Raw genomic sequence first — 21,921 nt, 5'->3', positions numbered from 1 at the left:
TAAACGCGGGGGAGGGGGCGGCTCAACTTGGCGAGCACTACAGCTGAGCCAATTGTGGCGAGGGGATAAATCCCCTCGCCACAGAAAGCGGTGCTATCCCGGCTATTTGGGATAAAGCGGTGGCAAGCTGGAATCACCCGCCGCGTCCGGCGTTCCCTCGAGCGGCGGAATGGCGCGGATGGCGCGCCACAGGTCTTCGCCTTGCCAATATTGGCCGGTTTCGCTGTAGAGGGCGCCGTTCAAGCCGTCGAGGGCATCGGACAGCGGCACGAAGCGCGCCGCCATGTCGGCCAGGGTTTCCGGTTGCTGCCGAGCCCAGGCGTCCAATGCCTGGCGAGTAGCGTGCGAGTCGTTGGCCAGGCAGGCACGCTTGAGGTCATCGAGCAGGGTGCGCGGGCTTGGCCCGGCCTGGGTCGAGCGCAGGACGGCGGGTTGCCAGCGGGCGCGCCACCACAGGCCGAAACCGAGCAGCGTCGTACACGCCAGAATGAGCGTGCTCAACTGCCAATACCAAAGTGTCTCGCTGTCGACGGTCGTGACGATCTGCGCAGTGCCCGCCGGCGTGTCGACCATCAAGCTTGGATTATTCGCCACTTGCAGCGTGCGCGCGGGCAGGCTGGTGCGGTCCAGGTGATCTTCCAGCGTGTTCCACCAGACCACTTCAACCGGCGGCAGCTCGATAGTGCCGCTGCGGTTGGGCACCAGTGCCTCGCGGTCTTCGCGGCTGCCCACCAGGCCACGTTCGCTGCTGCGGCTGCTCAGCACCGGCTGGTCGGGGTAACGGCGCAGGCCGTTGATTTCGGTAGCAGGCAGTGGCGGCAATTGGGCGCTGGTCAGACCCTCCGCTTCCAGGGTCAAGCTGCGGGTCAATGAGTCGCCGACCTGGCTGTGGGTCGGTTCCGGGCTCCAGCTTTCGCTCAAGGACAAACTGCGGGCCGGCAGCCAGGGAAGGTCGGCCGGGTAGCTGGCGGGTTTTGGCTTGACGGTCAGCAGCAACTGCGTGGAGCTTACGCGCATCAGTTGGCCGGGCTTGGCGACGGGCGATGCGCCGCCCTGGGCGGTGGGTTCGACCAGCGTGGCGCTGAAGGTCTGTGCCGGGACCGCCAGCTCGCCGCTGCGCTGCGGATAAATGCCATAACGCAGTTCGATCACGCCGTGGCGCACGTCATTGATGACTTTCTCGTAGGTGCGCGATTCGCCCAGTTGCTCGGTGCGCGCATCGGGGATGTGCAAGGGTGTCAGGCTGCTGTCGTCGTAGAGCGACACCGAATGGTAGATGCGCAAGGTCAGGATCGCCTGGGCCTGCACGTACACTTCGGCCTGGTCGAGGCTGGCTTCGATGAACACCGGTGCGAGGGTGCCGGAAGCGTTGCGGGTTTCGCTTTCGATCACCTGCAACGTGATCGGCTGGCTGGTCACTTCCCCCAATTTCAGGGCCGGTATCACCACGGTGCCGCTCTGGCGGGGAAGCAGTGTGACGATCCAACGGGTCGTGGCGCGATTCTCGCCGTCGAGGGTGGTCAGTTGGTTGACCTGGCGGGTGCCTCGTACGTCGAACAATTCCTGGAGCGGGCTCAGATCGGGTTTGCCGAACAGCGTGGCGTCGTTGGATTCCAGCGTCAGTTCCACGGTCTCCCCCGAATTCAGGCGGCTGCGATCCACGCTGGCAGTCAACTGCGCAGCCTGGATCCCGGCAGTCCAGAGCAGCAAGGCGAGGAGGTAGACGGTGAAGCGGGTCATTGATCTTTTTCCTGGGCCTGGTGGCTTTGCTGTTCATACCAGAATTTACGCCTGAGCAGCTCACCCGGGTTGTCCGGGATCTGGCGCAGCCATTGTTCCAGCGCCTGGCGTTGTTCTTCTTCGTTGCGTTGACCCGCGGCCGGGCGGAGCGGCGCGGTGGTGGTCTGCTCGTCGGGCAACTCGCTGCCCGGCACATCCTGGGCGCCGGGCGGTGGGGCCTCGGACGCCTCGGAGTCGTCCGGCGTGGCTGTCGCTTCGGAGGAGGGGTGGCCCTGCTCGGACGACTGGCTGGGCCTGTCGGTCTCCTGCGGTTGCTCCGTGGGAGGCGGTTCCTGGTTTTCGGCAGATTCGGGCTCGTCCGGTGGCGCAGTCTGTTCTTTGAGCAGGCTTTCCACCAGGGCTTTGTTGGTCTGCGCCGGACGCAGGTCCGGTTGCAACTCCAAAGCCTGCTCATAGGCATCGATCGCCGCCTCCAGCTCACCGCTGCGGGCCAGTGCATTGCCGCGATTGTAGTGGGAGCGGGCGTCGTTGCCTTCGGCGAATCGCCGAGCCGCTTCGCTGTACTCGCCGGCTTCGTAGAGGGCGACGCCTTGCCATTGCCTGTCCTCGAAACGGGCGGCGGCCTCGGCCGGGCGTTTTTGCTTGAGCAGGTGCTGGCCTTGCTGGTCGGGACGCAACCACAAATCCTGGAATTCGAAGGCATGGCCTGTTTGCGGCAGGACGAACAGCAGCGGCAGGCAGAAAAGCCAGCCGCGCCGCCCCGCGCACGCCGCCAGTAGCAACAGCGGCAGAAGCAGCCAATAACCCTGGTCAGCCCAAGTGTCCAGGCGCAATGTCTGGCCATCGCTGCGCAGTTGGCGCGGTGCGTCCATCAGGCCCAGGCCGCGCAGGTCGCTGTCGTCCACATGCGTGGCGCGGTAACGGCCGTCCAGCTCATTGACGAAGGACTTGAGGCTCGGACTGTCCAGGCGCGGCACGAGGATAGCGCCCTGGGCGTCCTTGAGGTAACTGCCGTCGTCCTGGGCCACCGGCGCGCCTTCGCGGGTGCCAATGCCCAGCATCAGCAAGCGGGTGGCGGAACCGTCCAGGACCTGGCGAATGCCCATGCGTTCCTGCTCGTTCAGCGACGAAGCGATCAGCAGGATACGCCCGTGGCCGAGCCCGGCCTGGTCCAGCAGGGCCATGGCCTTGTTGACGGCAAGGTCGGCGCGGTGGCCGCCTTGGGGCATGATTGGTGGCGCCAGGGCTTCGAGCAGGTTGGCGCTGGTGGCCAGGTCATCGGACAGCGGCACCAGGGTGTGGGCACTGCCGGCGTAGACGATGATCGCGGTCTGGGCGTCGCTGCGGTTGTGCAGCACGTCCAGTATTTTGCGACGGGCTTGTTCCAAACGCGTGGGCGGGACGTCGGTGGCAAGCATTTCCGGTGTCAGTTCGAGGATGATCACCAGCGGATCGGCGGGTTTCTGGCTGGTCTGCTCGACCCGTGTCCAGCTGGGGCCAAGCAAGGCCAGCACCATCAGCAGCCAGCCCAGGCCCAGGGCAATCCAGGGCAGTTTGCTTTCACTTCCGCTGCCGCCGCTGAGCAGCACCCCGTGGAATGCCGGGGGCAGGATCATCTGCCAACGGCCCACGCGTTTTTGCCGATGCCACAGTTGCCAGAGCAGCCAGCCCAGCAAGGGCAGCAGCAGGATGAAACCGGGGCGCAGCCAGTGCGGCCAGAGCGCGATCATCGGCGCCTCCGCAGTCGCAGGCGCTTGAGCCGCTGGCGCCATTCGGAAGGGTGCGCGGGTTGAAACAGCGGCTGGGTGAACAGGCGCTGCAATGGATTGTCCGGCCAGCGCTCCCGTGCCACCAGCAACATACTCAACACCAGTGCGACGGCTAGCGGCCACTGATACAGCGCGTGGGCCGGGCGGGCCTGGGTCGGTTGCTGGGACACCGGTTCGAGCTGGTCAAGTGTTGTCTTGATCGCCTGCAGTTGCTCGCCGTCCTCGGCCCGGAAATACTGGCCTCCGGTCACCTGGGCGATTTCTCGGAGTGTCGCTTCGTCGAGGTCCAGGCTCGGGTTGACGCCCAGGAACCCGGCGGTGCCACTTTGTTCCGGATCGGCGCCCACGCCGATCGGATAGATTTTCACGTTTTCATCGGCAGCCAACCGCGCGGCGGTCAGCGGGTCGATCTCGCCGCCGTTGTTGGCGCCATCGGTCACCATAATCAATACTCGGCTCTGCGCCGGGCGTTGACGCAGGCGCTTGAGGGCCAGCCCGATGGCGTCGCCAATGGCGGTGTTTTTGCCGGCGATGCCTACGCGCGCTTCGTCGAGCCAGCGCCGCACGGTGCGGCGATCGAACGTCAGGGGCGCTTGCAGATACGCCTGGGTGCCAAACAGAATCAGGCCGACCCGGTCACCTTCGCGGCTTTCGAGGAAATCGCCGAGCGTGCGCTGGACCAACGCCAGACGGCTGACGTCTTCGTCCTTCCATTGCATGTCGGGAAAGTCCATCGACCCCGACACATCCACCGCCACCAGCAGGTCGCGACCGCTCGCGGCGATCGGCAACGGCTCGCCCAGCCACTGCGGGCGGGCGGCCGCGATCAACAACAGAAGCCAAAGCAGGATGAAGGGGGCCTGCTGGCGCCACGTCGGTAGATTGGCCCGGGCCCGGCGGCCCACCAACCCTTCGAGTTCATCGAGGAAGCTGACCTTGAGCGCCGGCTCGCCACTGTCTGCAGCCGGCAGCACCAGGCGCATCAGCCAGGGCAGCGGCAACAGGACGAAGATCCACGGCCAGGCGAATTCAAACATGTTTGCGAATCCAGATTTCGACGGCTTGGGTCAGGCCGGCGATGGCTTTGTCATCGAGCTTGCATTCGGGTTTGTAGGCGCCCTCCACCAGGATCATCCATCGGGTCAGCCCGGCGGCCGGGCAGCGGTTATCGAGGAAGGCCAGCCATTTGCGCCCATTGAGTGTGTGGCTCTGGCTGTACGGATAGTGATTGCGGCACAAGCGCTTGAGCAGCCCGTTGAGTTGTTGCAACCAGGCGCCGGCCGGTGCGCCGTCGTAGGGCTTGGGCAGCAGCGCGAGCTCGGCCAGTGCGGCCAGACGCACCGGGTCCAGCGGTTGTTCGGCCCGGGCGCTGCTGCGTTTGATGGGGATGAATCGGCGTAACTGCCACAAGCCCAGGCCCAGCATCGGCAGTAACAACAGCAATAGCCACCAGCCCGGCGCGGGCGGCCAGAATCCGATGGGAGGCGGGGCCATCAGTGGCTGCAACTGATCCAGGCTGCTCATCGGGCTTTCCCCGGGCGCTTGGGATTCAGGTATTCACGCAGTTGTTCGACCATGTCGCCTTGAGTGCTCAAGGGGAGCATCAGGATCCGCAGCTTCTGGGCCAACATCTCCCAGCGCTCCAGCCGTGCTTCGGCCTTGGCGCGATAGGTCTGGCGTAACTCCAGGTTCAGCGTGTCGAGTTCCAGTTGCTCGCCGCCCTGGGCAAAACGCAGCAATCCGGCAGCGGGGAGGGCGTGATCCAGCGGGTCGGACAATGGCAACAGCAGCAGGTCGCAATGGCGCGAGAGAAGGGTCAGTTGCTGCTCGGCGCTGTCGGACAAGGCGCGCTCGTCGCAAATAATGATCGCCAGGCTGCCGGGGCGCAGCACCTCCCGGGCCCGGCGCAAGGCAACGCCGAAAGAGTCGCGGTCCGACTCGCCGTCGGGCTGGAGGGACTGATTGACCCGGACCAGACGGTTGAGCAATTGCAACAGGCTCTGCTTGCTGCGCCGTGGTTTGACTTCGTAATGGGCGTTGTTGCCGAACACCAGTCCGCCAACCCGGTCGTTGTGCCCCAGCGCGGCCCAGCCGATCAGGCTTGCGGCCCGAGCGGCCAGCACCGACTTGAAAATCAGCCCGGAGCCAAAGAACAGGCGGTGGCTCTGCTCGATCATGATGAAGATCGGCCGCTCGCGTTCTTCGTGGAACAGTTTGGTGTGGGGTTCCTGGGTCCGCGCGGTGACCCGCCAGTCGATGGTGCGCACGTCATCGCCGGCCTGGTAGACCCGCACCTGATCGAAATCCACCCCGCGCCCTCGCAGCTTGGAATGGTGCAGGCCAATCAGTGGGCTGCGCTGGCCAGGCGTGGAGAACAACTGCACTTCGCGCACGCGATGGCGCATCTCGATCAGCTCCGAAAGGCTGACGCGGATGCCCGGGACGGGCGCCAGTGGGTTATTCATTGTCGATACTCAAGCGACGGCGACGACGTCGAGAATCCGCTGCACGACCCGGTCCTGATCGATGCCGGCGGCTTCGGCCTCGAACGACAGGATGATGCGATGGCGCAGCACGTCGAACAGCACGGCCTGGATGTCCTCCGGGCTGACGAAGTCGCGCCCGGCCAGCCAGGCGTGGGCGCGGGCGCAGCGATCCAGGGCAATCGAGCCCCGTGGGCTGGCGCCGTAGGCGATCCACTCGGCCATTTCCGGATCGAACTTGGCCGGGTTGCGGGTGGCCATGATCAGTTGCACCAGGTATTCCTCCACGGCATCGGCCATGTACAACCCGAGGATTTCCTTGCGCGCCGAAAAGATCGCCTGCTGGCTGACGCGCCGCTCCGGCTTGGTCTCGCCGTTCAGTGCCTCGCCTCGGGCCTGTTGCAGGATGCGGCGTTCCACCGCAGCGTCGGGGAAACCCATCTTGACGTGCATCAGGAATCGGTCGAGTTGGGCTTCGGGCAGGGGGTAGGTGCCTTCCTGCTCGATCGGGTTCTGTGTCGCCATTACCAGGAACAGCGGCGACAGTTCATAGGTGCTGCGCCCGACGCTGACTTGCCGCTCGGCCATCGCTTCGAGCAAGGCGGACTGGACCTTGGCTGGGGCCCGGTTAATTTCATCCGCCAGCACCAGGTTGTGAAAGATCGGCCCTTGCTGGAACACGAAACTGCCGGTTTCGGGACGATAGATCTCAGTGCCCGTGATGTCGGCCGGCAACAGGTCGGGGGTGAACTGTATGCGATGGAACTGCGCTTCGATCCCCTCGGCCAGCTCCTTGATCGCCTTGGTCTTCGCCAGCCCTGGCGCGCCTTCCACCAGCATATGCCCATCGGCGAGCAAGGCGATGAGCAGGCGCTCGATGAGTTTGTCCTGGCCGAGAATCTGCGTAGAAAGAAAGGTTCGCAGCGCCAGCAGCGCTTCACGATGTTCCATCGATGACTGTTCCTGGAAAGGGTGGCCCAGGCGTTCGGATAACGCCGGGGCTGGGGGCGTTACTTTAATGCATGGCGGGGGGTGGCGACTAACGGGATTTTGATCGGCCGTGTGAATTGTGATCGGCTTGGAAACATTGGGGGGTGGGTTTGCTTGCCAAGAATCCCACCCGGACAGGCGCACTTACCCCGTGGCGAGGAAGCTTGCTCCCGCTTGAGTGCAACGCACTCTCAAAATGAAGGGGTGTTTATCCGGACGTAGGAGTGCTCTGGAACAGGCTACGTTGTCTTGCGCCATTGCCTACGACTGCGCCAGAATCCGCCGGCTTGTGCGCTTGGAAGGCAGGTTCTATCGTTTCCGGGTCGTTGAGGAATCAGCGATCGGGTTTGGTAGCCCGGTTTTCTGGCGCAGGTGCAGCCTGATATAGGGGGCTTTTCGTCCTCTGTTTTATGGTGGTCATGCGCAGGGCGTCCTTGGACGCGCCGGGTTGCCAGATAACCGGTCTACCAACCTTCGTATGGCCACCTCCCTTCGTTTGGTAGCGAGAGAGATGGCTCCAATTTTCTAATCTGGAGTTTCATCTATGTTCAAAGTAACGCCCAACCCACCGAACACCGATTCGTCCTCACCGCGCCCAAAAACCAAGTCCCAAAAACACGACGAAGTCACCGACCGAGTCCTCGACCATTACCTAAAACGCAAACCGGCCAAACCCGGAGCAGAACCTGCCCCCGGCCAACTCTTTACCGTCAACAAGGACATCGACACCGAAAGCTTGCTTGCCTACCTCAGCGAAACCCTGGCTTCGGCCAATGCCATGGCCAATGACTTGGCTTTCGACCTGGACGGTTCACGCCGGCATTTCCTCCTGGGCATTCAGCAACTGATCGAACTGGGCAGCCTGCTGGCGAACCGTGCACTGGACAACATCGAAACCCGTCAGCCGACATAACCCCGTGGCGAGGGAGCTTGCTCCCGCTGGGCTGCGCAGCAGCCCCAAACCGAGCCGGCGCGGTTCCCCATACACACCGCGCCCGCCGGGCCTGCGACTGCTGCGCAGCCGAACGGGAGCAAGCTCCTTCGCCACAAGGGACTTGTGTCATTCCTTAAATTTGGGCAAACGGCAAAACCTTGGGAGCGAGCCTGCTCCGGCGGCGATCCGACGATGACGGCAGCAGATCCAGCACCATATTTCGCTAGTTCTGCATCCGAATCTCATCCACCAGCAGCTTGATTGCTGGCCTGTCGATAAGATCCAGCCAGCGACCATCCTCCACGATTGCCCCGTCATGCATCACAATGACCCGGTCAAATCGATGCAGGTGGTCAATGTCATGGGTGACACATATCAACCCTTGCCCGGCAAAAACGTCGAATAACAGGTCCCATAGAGGCGTGGTCAGCCTGGGTTCGATGGATGCGCTTGGCTCGTCGAACATATTGAATTTTCCGGGTTTGTTGATAAGGCGCAGCAGTGATAGGCGTTTAGCTTCGCCTCCGGAGATATTCGATGCACTTTCGCTGACCTGCCGTGTTGTCACAATCTCATCCAGTTCCAATTGCCGTATGGCTCTAGACAACATCGGCGATGCGCTGCCTCCGAACAGAACCGATTGTTCAAAAGAACCCTCCAGAAATCGCGGTTGTTGGGGGCAGTATCTCAAGGCGTCCAAGTGGGCTTGGCCGGTCAAAAGTGAGACCGGTACCAAGTCGATGCTCAGTAGGTCTCGCTTTGATGCATCAAGCCCGGCGAGGACTTCCAGAAAAGTGGTTTTGCCTGCGCCGCTAGGGCCCGTAACGGCCACTGACTGCCCTTGAGCAAATGCCAGGGAGCGCTTGATCGACAGGCGAAGCGGTCCCGTTCCCGTCACTTCGCAGGGGCCGAGTTCCAGAACTGAGGAGCGCTGGGAATCAACCAAGGCCAGCCGATTGCTGCGATCGAAGTCCGGGAGTGATAGCAGACCCTGAAATTGACCCTGGTCTGCAAGGAACTGATCAAGAACACGATACCCGTCAGTCAAGGTTGAAATACTGAGCAGATAACTCCCCGCGATTGAAAAAATGGCAACCAACTGCCCGACACTGATACTGGGCTGACCCGAAAGCTGGTCCAAGACGCCCCAGTAGAGCAATCCCCCAGTGGAGAGGCTTACGAACAATATCTTGGCGGTGCTCAGCAGGCCGCCAGAGGATGCGGTAGTCACAGCAGCGCTGGCATAACGTCTGAACGCCGCGTTCAACGGGTGCAGGGCAGTAGGTATGGCACCTTCCAGCTTTATGTTTTTCCCCGCGTTGAGGGTGTTGTAGAGGTGTGCACTTAACTCATCTTCCTGTTCATCGACTGCATCGATGTGCTTTCTTCGCCATTTGATAATTTGGTGGGTGGTAGCCAGATAGATAACTCCGGATGCCGTCATGCTCAAAAAAATATCACCACCCCCTATGAAAACAAAAGCTCCCCCAACAACTATAAACTCCAGGAGTACGGGGAGCGCAATGGTTACAATGAAAGTGAGTAGTTGTTCGTGCGCAGTAATTCCGCGCTCGACCGATTTGATGAAATGACCGATTCTCCAAGAGTTGAATAACGAAAATTCTTTACCTATGAGTTCGGTGATCCATGCAATGGAAGCGTTCATGATAATGCCCTGCACCAGCTTGGACAGCGCATGGAGCTGCAGAGGCGTGATGATGGCATGAATACATCCCGCGACAATCAGGCCTGTCGTCATTGCACGTAGAGTGCTCGATGCTGGATTGCTGTTGTCTTGCAGGGTATCGATAATGGTCCCGAGTAACAGCGGGGGGGCAAGTGTGATGAGCTTGAGTGCGATAATTGTAATTACGGTTATTGCTAGAAGTTTGGCGTGTTTTTTATAGGCGGTTTTTATCATTGCTCGGATGCTGTGCATCTACTCGCTCCTGGTTGCTTTGCGTTCGATAACTCAACCGCGTAACACGTACCGAGGCACCACCAAGCGACCGTTTCTAATGATGTTGAAGCGCTCAAGTCCTGGGATATAGATCTGGGTGACGATGCTGTTGCCTGAGAAGCGGGCTACCGTTCGGTCGAGTATTTCGTTCGTTTAATGGATAGTTTTTTTGCAGTCAGTGACGCGAAAAAATCGGCTTCCGTTGCGAGCAGATCTTTAGAAAGGCCTAATGCCTGCGACAGGCCGAAAAAGGTATGATTTATTTTAGAGCGTTTCCTACCCATATCGATTACTCCAATGTAATTAATGGGCGTCGCGATGCGAGCGCCCAACTTGCGTTAGTTCGCAAGTGATTAATTAATAGCATTGGGGTGATGTGAAGGCTATTGCGTGACTTCCGAGGCTGACGTAGGTTTGTTCTTGCCGTTGAGTAGGAGGGAGATGTAGGAATGTAGCTACTTTGCTGGAAGTGTGGTTTCTCTCTACTGTTTTCGCCGTTTGGTATGTTTATATTATTTAAGGAAGGATCAAAAAGGATAATTCGGCAGCGGCGCTCTAAGGCGGGCGTGCCCGGAAAGGTTGTGTTGCGTGCACATCTAAATGAATACAGGTGCCATCGCGATCTTGCTTGCGATGGCACATTTTGAAGGCGGCAATGTCAGCGCTTCCACGCCCCCGGATTGACCAGGTTCGCTGGCCTTTCACCCGCCAGCGCCGCCAGCAGGTTCTCCACGGCACAACGCGCCATCGCTTCCCGGGTCTCGTGGGTGGCGGAGCCCATGTGCGGCGTCGCCACTACGTTGTCCATCTGCAACAGCGGCGATTCCGGGTCCAGGGGCTCGCGCTCGAAAACGTCCAGCCCGGCGCCACGGATCTGCCCGTTGCGCAAGGCGTCGATCATTGCCGCTTCGTCGACGACTTTGCCTCGGGAGATGTTGATGAAGATGCTGTCAGGGCGCATCTGCGCAAACGCCCGTGCATCGATCAGGTCTTCGGTTTCAGCGGTCAACGGCAAGGTCAGGCATATGAAGTCGGCCTGTTGCAGCAGCGTATCCAGATCGCAATAGCGCGCATTGAAACGCTGCTCCACCGCAGGCTTGGGCGAGTGACTGTGATAGAGCACCGGCATGCCGAAGCCAAAGTGCCCGCGCTGGGCCAGGGCTTCGCCGATGCGGCCCATGCCGACGATGCCCAGGGTCTTGCCATGGACGTCGCTGCCGAAATGTCGGGGCCCGATGCTCTGTTGCCAACCGCCTGCGCGGACGAGGTTGGCCAGCTCCACCACGCGTCGGGCGGTTGCCAGAATCAAGGCGAAGCCGGTGTCGGCGGTGGTTTCGGTCAACACATCCGGCGTGTTGGTGAGCAGGATCCGGCGTTCGGTCAGGTAATCGATATCGTAATTGTCGACGCCCACCGAAACGCTGGCGATCGCCTCAAGGTTGGGGGCCAGGTCCAGCAGCGACGGATCGAGCCTGAGGCTCGCGCCCAGCAGGGCATGGGCGCTGGGCAGGGCGTCGCGCAGTTGCGCCAGGCCCTGGGCATCGAGGTTTTCGATGAGGGTGACCTGGGCATGCGCCTGCAAGCGATCCATCAGTTGCGCTGAAAGTTTCTTGTACAACACCACGTGCTTTTTCATGGGGGTTCCCGATTCGTTAACGGACAGGCGCCGGATGGGGCGTCGCGGTTTTGGTCACGACCCGGTCGCTGGCGCCGGGTTTGAGGGCAAGGGTCAGCAACACCGACAGCAGCAGCGCGCCGCTCATCAACAGAAAGGACATGCCGGTGGAGCCGGTGGAACCGTTGAGGTAGCCCACCAGATAGGAGCCGCCGAACGAACCCAGCGCGCCCATGCTGTTGATCAGCGCCATGGCGCCACCCGCGACATTGGCCGGGAGAATCTCCGGAACGATGGCGAAAAACGGCCCGTAGGGCGCGTACATGCAGGCGCCGGCAATCACCAGCAAGGCATAGGACCACCAGAAGTGTTCAGCTCCGAGCAGATAGGAGGCGTAAAACGCGATGGAGGCGATCAGCAGCGGCGGCCAGACGAAACGCTTGCGTTTCTGGACCTTGTCCGACGCCCAGGACACGATCAGCATGGCGATCACTGCCGCCAGATAAGGCAGCGATGACAGCCATCCCGCCTCGACCATGTTCATCTTCAGGCCTGCCTTGAGGATCGACGGCAACCACAGCACGAACCCGTAGACGCCAATGCTCCAGAAAAAAAACTGCAACGCCAGGATGATCACTTTCGGCGAGCGGAAGGCCTCGGCATAGTTCTTCACGGCCTTGATACCGACCTGCTCGGCGGCCAGCACGCTTTCCAGGTTCTTCTTCTCCTGCTCGCTGAGCCACTTGGCCTGGGCTGGACGATCATCGGCCAGGCGCCACCAGACAAAAGCCCAGAGCACCGCCGGCAGGCCCTCGATGATGAACATCCAGCGCCAGTCGAATTGCTCGACGAGGTACCCCGAGACCACCGACATCCACAGCATGGTGACCGGGTTGCCAAGGATCAGGAAGGTGTTGGCCCGCGAGCGTTCGGCCCGGGTGAACCAATGGCAGAGATAGACCAGCATCGCCGGCATCACGGCGGCTTCCACCACGCCGAGCATGAAGCGGATCACGATCAGCCAATACGCATTGGAGACCACGCCCGTGAGGGTCGCCAGCGAGCCCCAGAGGATCAGGCTGACGAAGATCAACTTCTTCACGCTGTGCTTCTGCGCGTAGATCGCCCCAGGGACCTGGAAGAAAAAATAGCCGAGGAAAAACAGCGCGCCGAGCAACGAGGACAGCCCTGGCGTGATCATCAAGTCTTCGGCCATGCCCGAAGCCGCGGCGAAACCATAGTTGGCCCGGTCCAGGTAGGCCAGACTGTAGGTGATGAAGACGATGGGCATGATGTACCACCAGCGGCGGGTGGCGAGGTTGAGCGTTTGCATGTCGTTGACTCCTGAGCTTGTTGTTTTTATGCAGCAGGTGCGTTTAGCGGTGGATTCAATCGCGAGCGAGCTCGCTTCCACAGGGGTAACTCGAATCTTTGTGGGAGCGAGCTTGCTCGCGATGGGCGGTTTCAAATTCAGCCGACAATTCCAGGCGCGTCGGCAGCCCTTCCATGTCTCCACGGTTCTGCACCGCGCGGCTGCCAATCCAGTTCGCCCGCCGTACCGCCTCGGTGATGTCGCGGCCTTCGAGCAATGCGCTGATCAGGCCGACGGCGAAGCCATCCCCGGCGCCCACGGTGTCCACCACCCGGGCCACCGGCACGCCGGCGATGAATCCCTGGTCACGCGAGGTGCGGTAATAAGCGCCGTCCGGGCCGAGCTTGATCACCACGGCTTCGGCGCCCTGGTCCAGGTAGAACGCGGCGATGTCGGCCGGGTCGTCAAAACCGGTCAGCAACCGACCTTCACCGAGGCCGGGCAAGACCCAGTGGGCGAGGGCGGCGTGGCGATTGATCTCGCTGATCATCGTCGCTTCGCTGGACCACAGGCTCGGGCGCAGGTTGGGGTCGAACGACAGGCTGCGGCCGGCCTCGCGCATGCGGGTCATCAATTCGAAGGACATTGCCCGTGCAGTCACAGACAGCGCTGGCACGATACCGGTGGCATGCAAATGACGGGCGGCGAGCAATGGCGGTGCGATGGAGTCCACGGACAAGTGACTGGCCGCCGAACCACGCCGGAAGTATTCGACTTGCGGGTCGCTGCCATCGTCGGTACGGGACTTGAGCTGGAACCCGGTGGGGTGCGCCGGATCAACCGCCACGTGACGGCAATCCAGGCCTTCCTTTTCCAGCGTCTGCACCACGAAACGGCCCAGGGAGTCGGCGCCGACCCGACTGAGCCACGCGACTTGAAAACCCAGCCGCGCCAAGCCGATGGCCACATTGCTGTCGGCCCCGGCGATGCGTTTGTGGAACTGGTTGACGGCCGCCAGGTCGCCGGTCTCGTCGGCCACCAGCATGGCCATGGTTTCACCGAACGACAGCACATCGATCTCAGACATGAGCGGCCTCCCGGCGCGATTGCCCCAGGCGGGACAGGGTGGCGACATGTTCAGCGGTCAGTTGCAGCAGGTCATCGCCTTCTAGCGGGTACTCGGCGGCGCGCATCACGCCGACCGGCATGTGCTTGAGCAATTGCTCCCACAGGTGCAGGTCGGTCGCGGCTGGCGGCACCGCGACCAGCTTGCCATCGGCGCGTCGGGCCACGGCCTTGCAATGCACATATGCCACGTGCCGTCCGAGTTGCAGGGCGGCCACGGTGGCTGATTGGTCCTGCCATTGCCAGTTGCCGATGTCGAAGGTCATGCCGATGGGTACCCCGCGTTCTTCCACCGCCGCGAAGAAGCGTTGCAAGGGCTCGATCCGCCCGCCTTGCAAGGTCTGGTCGTTTTCCACCAGCAGTTGCACCGGGCTTGCCGATAGGGCATCCGCCAGGGCTGATACGTCGTGGGAGTCAGTGAAGTGGCCGAGGGAAACCTTCAGCCAAGCCGAGCCGAACGCTTCGCAACGTTGCAGGGTGGACGCCAGGGCGGGATTGGGCCTGGGCTGGCCGGGGAGCCAGAGTTCGATCGGCGATGAAAAGATACTTTCCAACCCCTGGGCCCGCGCCCCAGCGGCCAGTTCGGCGGGTTGTTCGGTAGTGAGCAGCTCTTCGCGCCATTCGATGCGCGACGCGCCGGCGGCGGCCAGCAGGGCGATGAAGCTGCCTTGACCATGCTGGCGCACGAGGTCGGCGCCGTAACTGGAGAGGCTGATGGAAACGGCTGGTTTGGTCATTGTTGTTGTACCTCTGAAACCGGTTTCAGTTTTGGTCAAAAAAATTATGGAATGTGTTTGAGGGCCTCATCGCGAGCAGGCTCCCTCCCACAAGGGATCTTCAGTGCGACGCAAGTCCAGTGTGGGAGCGAGCCTGCTCGCGATGGGGCCAGCCCGATCACCGAAAAACTCCAAGCGTCGACCCACGCTCAATCAACCGCGCCGAGAAATCCAGGGTCTGCACCGGCCCGTTATCGCCGCGCAGGCGCTTGAGCAGGCATTCGAACGCGCGGGCGCCGATTTCAGCGGTGGGTTGGGCGAGGGCGGTAATGCCGCTGCCCACCAACGGATACCAGTCCAGGTCATCGAGGGCGATCAAACCGATATCGTCGAACAAGTGGCAACCCAAATCGCGTAATGCCTGGGTCGCAGCCAGCGCGGCGATACCGTTAGCGCAAAACAACGCCTTGGGGCCACGGTCCGGCTGGGCGAGAAAGGTCTTGATGCGCGGGAGCAGTTGATCGCAGGTTTCCACCACGGCGCCGGCCAGGGCAGGGCGTCGCTCGATGCTGGCCTTGAAACTGTCGACCCGCTCGATCCGCGAACTGGTGCCATCGTACGGCTCGGTGACCAACAGCAGGTCGCGGTAGCCGCGCTGTTCGAGGTGATCGAGGGCCATCTCGACGGCGGCCGGGTTGTCCAGCCCGACGAGGTCGGCTTCGAGTCGATCGACCTTGCGATCCACCAGCACCATGGGCATCTCGCTGCGCAGTTCGACCAGCTCATCGCGGTGATGACCCAGCGTGTTCACAATCAGCCCTTCGACGTTATAGGCGCGCAGCAGCGCCAGGTGTTGGCGCTCCTGCTCATCGTCGCGGTCGGTGTTGCACACCACCAGGCTGTAGCCGTGGCGCCGGCAGGCGGTTTCCACGCCATGCATCACGGCAATCGAATAGGGGTTGCGGATATCGGCCACGAGCATGCCGATCAGGCGCGTGCGCCCGCGCTTGAGGCCGCGGGCCATCTGGTTCGGCCGGTAGCCCAGCTCGCTGATCGCCTGCTCGATGCGCCGGGCGATGGCTTCCGAGAGCAGGGCGCGGTCCTCGCCAATGAAACGCGAGACACTGGCCTTGGAGACCCCAGCGCGTTCGGCGACGTCGAGCATGGTCACGCGGCTGCGCTGGGCGGCGGAGAAAGAATTCACGGATTGAAACCTGCTTTTTAGATTTATTGAGGCTCTGAAACCGGTTTCAGGAAACACCAGAACTCATTCGGTCGTCAAGGGCGGCGCGTCACAGGTACGACCGACGGTGCTTCGCACCACTCGCCGCGATGTAAAGAACAAACTACATAGGCCGCCTTGCGACTGCTGCGCAGTCGAGCGGGAGCAAGCTCCCTCGCCACAGAGGAGCGCTCGCCTGGAAGTCAGAGCTGGCTTATATAGGTCCCCGTGCCCCTGAGGATGTTCTGCAAGGTCAGCTCCACTTCCGCCACGTCCGTCACCTTGGGATCGAAGGTTATTTCCAGCACATCATCGCCATTGAGCGCATCGGCGTCCGTCGCGGCGATTTCGATTTTCAGCAGGGTCGGGCTGAGGATGACCTTGACGCCGTCCAGCGTCGAGGGCTCGCCGTCCAGGGTTATCTCCAGTTCGTCTTCGTCCGGATAGCGCGTCATCAGGAACATTTCGCCCTGGGCGCTGTGGCAGCAGAGCATGGCCATGTTGTCTTCTTCGTCATCGCATGGGTTGGCGATCAGCAGGGCGGTGGTCATTTGCATGGGAAGGCTCCTGGCTCCGATGAGCCTTGCGGGGGCAAAAACGGGATTCTGCCAGTCCCGGCGAATTTCTGCTGGATTACCACCGCAGGGTGCCGTTTGGCCCTGGGACTGCTAGGGTCTGTATGAAATGTGCTCGCGCACATTTCATACACAGCCTAGGGTTGTTCGATGCCTGGCGAGCGGGGGAGCTAGCCGATGACCGAATATGTCGCAGCGCTGCAAGCAGGCACGTTGTCGCACTCGTTAAGCTGCGCAACGGATGTGTACCTGCAAAGAGCATCGCGGAGTGTTTTTTGCAGGTGGTCATTACGTTGCAATTAGGTGAGAAAAGGATGTGACCTGCGGGTCGCGTCCAGCTTCACCCACCTGTCATCCTGTTTCCTCTGCCCGAGAATCAGGAACGGGATGGCCGACGGCCCCGAAAGGGGCTGCACGCGACGCTTTCATCAATAACAAGCCCAAGCGGAGTACCACAGATGGCGTTCTTCACCGCAGCCAGCAAAGCCGACTTCCAGCATCAACTGCAAGCGGCACTGGCGCAGCACATCAGTGAACAGGCACTGCCACAAGTGGCGCTGTTCGCTGAACAATTTTTCGGCATCATTTCCCTCGATGAACTCACCCAGCGCCGGTTGTCCGACCTCGCCGGCTGCACCCTGTCCGCTTGGCGCCTGCTTGAGCGCTTCGACCACGCGCAACCGCAGGTGCGCGTCTATAACCCCGATTACGAACGCCACGGCTGGCAATCGACCCACACCGCCGTCGAAGTGCTGCACCATGACCTGCCGTTCCTGGTGGATTCGGTCCGCACCGAGCTGAACCGTCGCGGCTACAGCATCCATACCCTGCAAACCACCGTCCTGAGCGTGCGTCGCGGCAGCAAGGGCGAGTTGCTGGAGATCCTGCCGAAGGGCACCCAGGGCGACGACGTGCTGCAAGAGTCGCTGATGTACCTGGAAATCGACCGCTGCGCCAACGCCGCCGAACTCAACGTCCTGAGCAAGGAGCTTGAGCAGGTGCTGGGCGAAGTGCGCGTCGCCGTGGCTGATTTCGAGCCGATGAAAGCCAAGGTGCAGGAAATCCTCGCGAGCCTGGACAACAGCGCCTACGCCACCGACGCCGACGAAAAGGCCGAGATCAAGAGCTTCCTGGAATGGTTGGTGGGTAACCACTTCACGTTCCTGGGCTATGAAGAGTTCGTGGTTCGCGACGAAGCCGATGGCGGTCACATCGAGTACGACCCCGAGTCCTTCCTCGGCCTGACCAAATTGCTGCGCGCCGGCCTGACCGCCGAAGACCTGCGCATCGAAGACTACGCCGTCAACTACCTGCGCGAACCGACCCTGCTGTCGTTCGCCAAGGCCGCGCACCCGAGCCGCGTACACCGTCCGGCCTACCCGGACTACGTATCGATCCGCGAGATCGACGCCAACGGCAAGGTCGTCAAGGAATGCCGCTTCATGGGCCTTTACACCTCCTCGGTGTATGGCGAGAGCGTGCGGGTCATTCCGTACATCCGCCGCAAGGTCGAAGAAATCGAACGTCGCTCGGGCTTCCAGGCCAAGGCGCACCTGGGCAAGGAACTGGCCCAGGTGGTTGAAGTGCTGCCCCGCGACGACCTGTTCCAGACCCCGGTGGACGAGCTGTTCAGCACCGTCATGTCGATCGTGCAGATCCAGGAACGCAACAAGATTCGCGTGTTCCTGCGCAAGGACCCGTACGGCCGTTTCTGCTACTGCCTGGCCTACGTGCCCCGTGACATCTACTCCACCGAAGTTCGCCAGAAGATCCAGCAAGTGCTGATGGATCGCCTGAAAGCCTCGGACTGCGAGTTCTGGACCTTCTTCTCCGAATCCGTGTTGGCCCGTGTGCAGTTAATCCTGCGCGTCGATCCGAAGAACCGCATCGACATCGACCCGCTGCTGCTGGAAAAAGAAGTCGTGCAGGCCTGCCGCAGTTGGAAGGACGACTACGCCAGCCTGGTCATCGAGAGCTTCGGCGAAGCCCAGGGCACCAACGTGCTGTCGGATTTCCCGAAAGGCTTCCCGGCCGGCTACCGCGAGCGCTTTGCCGCGCACTCCGCCGTGGTGGACATGCAACACCTGCTGAGCCTGAGTGAAACCAACCCGCTGGTGATGAGCTTCTACCAACCGTTGGGCCAGGTCTCCGGCCAGCGTGAGCTGCATTGCAAGCTGTATCACGCCGACACGCCGTTGGCGTTGTCCGACGTGCTGCCGATCCTGGAAAACCTCGGCCTGCGCGTGCTGGGCGAGTTCCCGTACCGCCTGCGCCACACCAATGGCCGCGAGTTCTGGATCCATGATTTCGCCTTCACCGCCGCCGAAGGCCTGGACCTCGACATCCAGCAACTCAACGACACCTTGCAGGACGCGTTCGTCCACATCGTGCGTGGTGATGCCGAGAACGATGCGTTCAACCGCCTGGTGCTGACCGCCGGCCTGCCATGGCGCGACGTGGCGTTGCTACGTGCCTACGCCCGCTACCTGAAACAGATCCGCCTGGGCTTCGACCTCGGCTACATCGCCAGTACCCTGAATAACCACACCGACATCGCTCGCGAATTGACCCGGTTGTTCAAGACCCGTTTCTACCTGGCGCGCAAGCTCAGCGGCGACGACCTGGAAGACAAGCAACTGCGTCTGGAGCAAGCGATCCTCTCGGCCCTGGACGAGGTGCAGGTACTCAACGAAGACCGCATCCTGCGTCGCTATCTGGACCTGATCAAGGCCACCTTGCGGACCAACTTCTACCAGACCGACGCCAACGGCCAGAACAAGTCGTACTTCAGCTTCAAGTTCAACCCGCACCTGATTCCGGAACTGCCGAAGCCGGTGCCGAAGTTCGAAATCTTCGTCTACTCGCCACGGGTCGAAGGCGTGCACCTGCGCTTCGGCAACGTTGCCCGTGGCGGTCTGCGCTGGTCGGATCGTGAAGAAGACTACCGCACCGAAGTGCTGGGCCTGGTAAAAGCCCAGCAAGTGAAGAACTCGGTGATCGTGCCGGTGGGCGCCAAGGGCGGTTTCCTGCCGCGTCGCCTGCCATTGGGCGGCAGCCGGGACGAGATCGCGGCCGAGGGCATCGCCTGCTACCGCATCTTCATTTCGGGTCTGTTGGACATCACCGACAACCTGAAGGACGGCGCGCTGGTACCGCCGGCCAACGTTGTGCGGCATGACGACGATGACCCGTACCTGGTGGTCGCGGCGGACAAGGGCACCGCGACCTTCTCCGACATCGCCAACGGCATCGCCATCGACTACGGCTTCTGGTTGGGCGATGCGTTCGCCTCCGGCGGTTCGGCCGGCTACGACCACAAGAAAATGGGCATCACCGCCAAGGGCGCGTGGGTCGGCGTGCAGCGCCACTTCCGCGAGCGCGGCATCAACGTCCAGCAAGACAGCATCACCGTGGTGGGCGTCGGCGACATGGCCGGCGACGTGTTCGGCAACGGCTTGTTGATGTCCGACAAGCTGCAACTGGTCGCGGCCTTCAACCACCTGCACATCTTCATCGACCCGAACCCAGAGCCTGCCAGCAGCTTTGCCGAACGCAAGCGTCTGTTCGAGCTGCCGCGTTCGGCCTGGACCGACTACGACACCAGCATCATGTCCGAGGGCGGCGGCATCTTCTCGCGCAGCGCGAAGAGCATCGCGATCTCGCCGCAGATGAAAGAGCGCTTCGACATCAAGGCCGACAAACTGACCCCGACCGAACTGCTGAACGCCTTACTCAAGGCGCCGGTGGACCTGTTGTGGAACGGCGGTATCGGCACTTACGTCAAGGCCAGCACCGAAAGCCACGCCGATGTCGGCGACAAGGCCAACGATGCACTGCGCGTGAACGGCAACGAATTGCGCTGCAAGGTGGTGGGAGAGGGCGGTAACCTGGGCATGACCCAACTGGGTCGCGTCGAGTTCGGCCTCAATGGCGGCGCCACCAACACCGACTTCATCGACAACGCCGGTGGCGTGGACTGCTCCGACCACGAAGTGAACATCAAGATCCTGCTCAACGAAGTGGTGCAGGCCGGCGACATGACCGACAAGCAGCGCAACCAGTTGCTGGCGAGCATGACCGACGAAGTCGGTGGCCTGGTGTTGGGCAACAACTACAAGCAGACCCAGGCCTTGTCCCTGGCGGCACGCCGCGCCTTCGTGCGGATCGCCGAGTACAAGCGCTTGATGAACGACCTGGAAGCCCGTGGCAAGCTGGACCGCGCCATCGAGTTCCTGCCGACCGAAGAACAACTGGCCGAACGTGTCGCGGCGGGCCACGGCCTGACCCGTGCCGAACTGTCGGTGCTGATCTCCTACAGCAAGATCGACCTCAAGGAAGCGCTGCTCAACTCCCTGGTGCCGGACGACGATTACCTGACCCGTGACATGGAGACGGCTTTCCCGCCAACGCTGGTGAGCAAGTTCTCCGAGGCCATGCGTCGCCATCGCCTGAAGCGCGAGATTGTCAGCACCCAGATCGCCAACGACCTGGTCAACCACATGGGCATCACCTTCGTCCAGCGGTTGAAAGAGTCGACGGGCATGAGCCCGGCGAACGTGGCGGGTGCTTATGTGATCGTGCGGGATATCTTCCATCTCCCACACTGGTTCCGCCAGATCGAAGCCCTGGACCACCAGGTTTCCGCCGACGTGCAGCTGGAGCTGATGGATGAGCTGATGCGCCTGGGTCGTCGCGCCACGCGTTGGTTCCTGCGCAGCCGCCGCAACGAGCAGAACGCTGCCCGTGACGTCGCTCACTTCGGTCCGCACCTGGCGGCGTTGGGCCTCAAGCTCGACGAACTGTTGGAAGGCCCGACCCGCGAAGGTTGGCAGACTCGCTACCAGGCCTACGTGGCGGCCGGCGTGCCGGAACTGCTGGCGCGCATGGTTGCCGGTACTACGCACCTGTACACCTTGTTGCCGATCATCGAGGCGTCCGACGTCACCGGCCAGAACGCCGCCGACGTGGCCAAGGCTTACTTCGCCGTGGGCAGCGCGCTTGACATCACCTGGTACCTGCAGCAAATCAGTGCCTTGCCGGTTGAAAACAACTGGCAGGCCCTGGCCCGTGAAGCGTTCCGCGATGACATCGACTGGCAGCAACGGGCGATCACCATCTCGGTCCTGCAGGAAGGTGACGGTAGCCAGGACGTGGAAACCCGCCTGGCGCTGTGGCTCGAGCAGCATCGTGAAATGGTCGAGCGCTGGCGCGCCATGCTGGTGGACATCCGTGCCGCCAGCGGCACCGACTACGCCATGTATGCGGTGGCCAACCGCGAGCTGCTGGACCTGGCGCTGAGTGGTCAGGCGGTCGTGACGGCCAACTGATTCACCGTTGAATAAAAAGCCCCGCATCGAGAGATGCGGGGCTTTTTTATGGGTGATGTTCCAGCCCATGAAGGCCAGAAAGCTCTTGTGGCGAGGGGATTTATCCCCGCTGGGCTGCGCAGCAGACCCAAATCAGGCAGCTCGGTGGGCCTG

Annotated in this window: 15 protein-coding genes; 2 read left to right on the top strand and 13 right to left on the bottom strand. The window is 61.9% G+C overall.

The window, feature by feature from the left end; all coding sequences use genetic code 11:
* Positions 1–102 precede the first annotated feature (102 nt).
* From J3P76_RS14085 to J3P76_RS14060, 6 genes are read right to left on the bottom strand one after another with little or no spacing between them, the layout of a single operon-like run.
* Positions 103–1,740 carry a BatD family protein gene (locus J3P76_RS14085; protein WP_420766536.1) on the bottom strand — a complete coding sequence of 546 codons (1,638 nt, stop codon included), beginning with the start codon at positions 1,738–1,740 and terminating at the stop codon, positions 103–105.
* On the bottom strand, positions 1,737–3,470 hold the full coding sequence (locus J3P76_RS14080; protein WP_434611132.1) for a tetratricopeptide repeat protein: 1,734 nt from the start codon (positions 3,468–3,470) through the stop codon (positions 1,737–1,739). Before J3P76_RS14080 ends, J3P76_RS14085 begins: the two co-directional genes overlap by 4 nt.
* Positions 3,467–4,546 carry a vWA domain-containing protein gene (locus tag J3P76_RS14075; RefSeq protein ID WP_434611134.1) on the bottom strand — a complete coding sequence of 360 codons (1,080 nt, stop codon included), beginning with the start codon at positions 4,544–4,546 and terminating at the stop codon, positions 3,467–3,469. Before J3P76_RS14075 ends, J3P76_RS14080 begins: the two co-directional genes overlap by 4 nt.
* Positions 4,539–5,033, bottom strand: a complete 495-nt coding sequence (locus tag J3P76_RS14070; RefSeq protein ID WP_420766533.1) for a DUF4381 domain-containing protein — start codon at positions 5,031–5,033, stop codon at positions 4,539–4,541. Before J3P76_RS14070 ends, J3P76_RS14075 begins: the two co-directional genes overlap by 8 nt.
* Positions 5,030–5,974, bottom strand: coding sequence for a DUF58 domain-containing protein (locus J3P76_RS14065; RefSeq protein ID WP_420766532.1), 945 nt, complete (start codon positions 5,972–5,974; stop codon positions 5,030–5,032). Before J3P76_RS14065 ends, J3P76_RS14070 begins: the two co-directional genes overlap by 4 nt.
* Before the next feature lie 9 nt (positions 5,975–5,983).
* Positions 5,984–6,943: an AAA family ATPase gene (locus J3P76_RS14060; protein ID WP_434611138.1), complete on the bottom strand. Its 960-nt coding sequence runs from the start codon at positions 6,941–6,943 to the stop codon at positions 5,984–5,986.
* Between the two features lie 583 nt (positions 6,944–7,526).
* Between J3P76_RS14060 and J3P76_RS14055 the strand changes: the two genes are divergently transcribed.
* On the top strand, positions 7,527–7,895 hold the full coding sequence (locus J3P76_RS14055) for a DUF6124 family protein (protein ID WP_420766530.1): 369 nt from the start codon (positions 7,527–7,529) through the stop codon (positions 7,893–7,895).
* A 244-nt stretch (positions 7,896–8,139) separates the two neighbouring features.
* Here J3P76_RS14055 and J3P76_RS14050 read toward each other — a convergent pair whose 3' ends face one another.
* The 7 genes from J3P76_RS14050 to J3P76_RS14020 all read right to left on the bottom strand — a co-directional run bounded on the left by J3P76_RS14050 (position 8,140) and on the right by J3P76_RS14020 (position 16,423).
* Positions 8,140–9,855 carry an ATP-binding cassette domain-containing protein gene (locus J3P76_RS14050; RefSeq protein WP_434611141.1) on the bottom strand — a complete coding sequence of 572 codons (1,716 nt, stop codon included), beginning with the start codon at positions 9,853–9,855 and terminating at the stop codon, positions 8,140–8,142.
* Positions 9,856–10,534: 679 nt separating this feature from the next.
* The gene (locus tag J3P76_RS14045; protein ID WP_434611143.1) at positions 10,535–11,512 is read right to left on the bottom strand and encodes a 2-hydroxyacid dehydrogenase; all 978 of its coding nucleotides are present in this window, start codon (positions 11,510–11,512) and stop codon (positions 10,535–10,537) included.
* Between the two features lie 16 nt (positions 11,513–11,528).
* Entirely contained in the window at positions 11,529–12,824 is a 1,296-nt protein-coding gene (locus J3P76_RS14040; RefSeq protein ID WP_434611145.1) for an MFS transporter, read from the bottom strand.
* A 55-nt stretch (positions 12,825–12,879) separates the two neighbouring features.
* Entirely contained in the window at positions 12,880–13,890 is a 1,011-nt protein-coding gene (locus tag J3P76_RS14035) for a sugar kinase (protein WP_434563784.1), read from the bottom strand.
* A complete protein-coding gene (locus J3P76_RS14030; RefSeq protein ID WP_434611148.1) occupies positions 13,883–14,665 on the bottom strand; it encodes a sugar phosphate isomerase/epimerase family protein in 783 nt (260 codons plus the stop codon). The genes J3P76_RS14035 and J3P76_RS14030 overlap by 8 nt, the downstream gene beginning before the upstream one ends.
* Before the next feature lie 157 nt (positions 14,666–14,822).
* Positions 14,823–15,848, bottom strand: coding sequence for a LacI family DNA-binding transcriptional regulator (locus tag J3P76_RS14025; RefSeq protein ID WP_434628493.1), 1,026 nt, complete (start codon positions 15,846–15,848; stop codon positions 14,823–14,825).
* 221 nt (positions 15,849–16,069) lie between these two features.
* Positions 16,070–16,423: a hypothetical protein gene (locus tag J3P76_RS14020; RefSeq protein WP_434611154.1), complete on the bottom strand. Its 354-nt coding sequence runs from the start codon at positions 16,421–16,423 to the stop codon at positions 16,070–16,072.
* Between the two features lie 476 nt (positions 16,424–16,899).
* Between J3P76_RS14020 and J3P76_RS14015 the strand changes: the two genes are divergently transcribed.
* Positions 16,900–21,768: an NAD-glutamate dehydrogenase gene (locus tag J3P76_RS14015; RefSeq protein WP_420766522.1), complete on the top strand. Its 4,869-nt coding sequence runs from the start codon at positions 16,900–16,902 to the stop codon at positions 21,766–21,768.
* Positions 21,769–21,921: the final 153 nt, after the last annotated feature.

Source organism: Pseudomonas sp. D1-36 (genome assembly GCF_051132205.1).
GTDB lineage: Bacteria > Pseudomonadota > Gammaproteobacteria > Pseudomonadales > Pseudomonadaceae > Aquipseudomonas.
This window is presented reverse-complemented; position numbering and strand designations above follow the sequence as displayed.

What these genes read in the sequence shown, in the direction of transcription:
- J3P76_RS14085 (WP_420766536.1), bottom strand. Translation starts at nt 1,740, where the DNA reads ATGACCCGCTTCACCGTCTACCTCCTCGCCTTGCTGCTCTGGACTGCC.
- J3P76_RS14080 (WP_434611132.1), bottom strand. Translation starts at nt 3,470, where the DNA reads ATGATCGCGCTCTGGCCGCACTGGCTGCGCCCCGGTTTCATCCTGCTG.
- J3P76_RS14075 (WP_434611134.1), bottom strand. Translation starts at nt 4,546, where the DNA reads ATGTTTGAATTCGCCTGGCCGTGGATCTTCGTCCTGTTGCCGCTGCCC.
- J3P76_RS14070 (WP_420766533.1), bottom strand. Translation starts at nt 5,033, where the DNA reads ATGAGCAGCCTGGATCAGTTGCAGCCACTGATGGCCCCGCCTCCCATC.
- J3P76_RS14065 (WP_420766532.1), bottom strand. Translation starts at nt 5,974, where the DNA reads ATGAATAACCCACTGGCGCCCGTCCCGGGCATCCGCGTCAGCCTTTCG.
- J3P76_RS14060 (WP_434611138.1), bottom strand. Translation starts at nt 6,943, where the DNA reads ATGGAACATCGTGAAGCGCTGCTGGCGCTGCGAACCTTTCTTTCTACG.
- J3P76_RS14055 (WP_420766530.1), top strand. Translation starts at nt 7,527, where the DNA reads ATGTTCAAAGTAACGCCCAACCCACCGAACACCGATTCGTCCTCACCG.
- J3P76_RS14050 (WP_434611141.1), bottom strand. Translation starts at nt 9,855, where the DNA reads ATGCACAGCATCCGAGCAATGATAAAAACCGCCTATAAAAAACACGCC.
- J3P76_RS14045 (WP_434611143.1), bottom strand. Translation starts at nt 11,512, where the DNA reads ATGAAAAAGCACGTGGTGTTGTACAAGAAACTTTCAGCGCAACTGATG.
- J3P76_RS14040 (WP_434611145.1), bottom strand. Translation starts at nt 12,824, where the DNA reads ATGCAAACGCTCAACCTCGCCACCCGCCGCTGGTGGTACATCATGCCC.
- J3P76_RS14035 (WP_434563784.1), bottom strand. Translation starts at nt 13,890, where the DNA reads ATGTCTGAGATCGATGTGCTGTCGTTCGGTGAAACCATGGCCATGCTG.
- J3P76_RS14030 (WP_434611148.1), bottom strand. Translation starts at nt 14,665, where the DNA reads ATGACCAAACCAGCCGTTTCCATCAGCCTCTCCAGTTACGGCGCCGAC.
- J3P76_RS14020 (WP_434611154.1), bottom strand. Translation starts at nt 16,423, where the DNA reads ATGCAAATGACCACCGCCCTGCTGATCGCCAACCCATGCGATGACGAA.
- J3P76_RS14015 (WP_420766522.1), top strand. Translation starts at nt 16,900, where the DNA reads ATGGCGTTCTTCACCGCAGCCAGCAAAGCCGACTTCCAGCATCAACTG.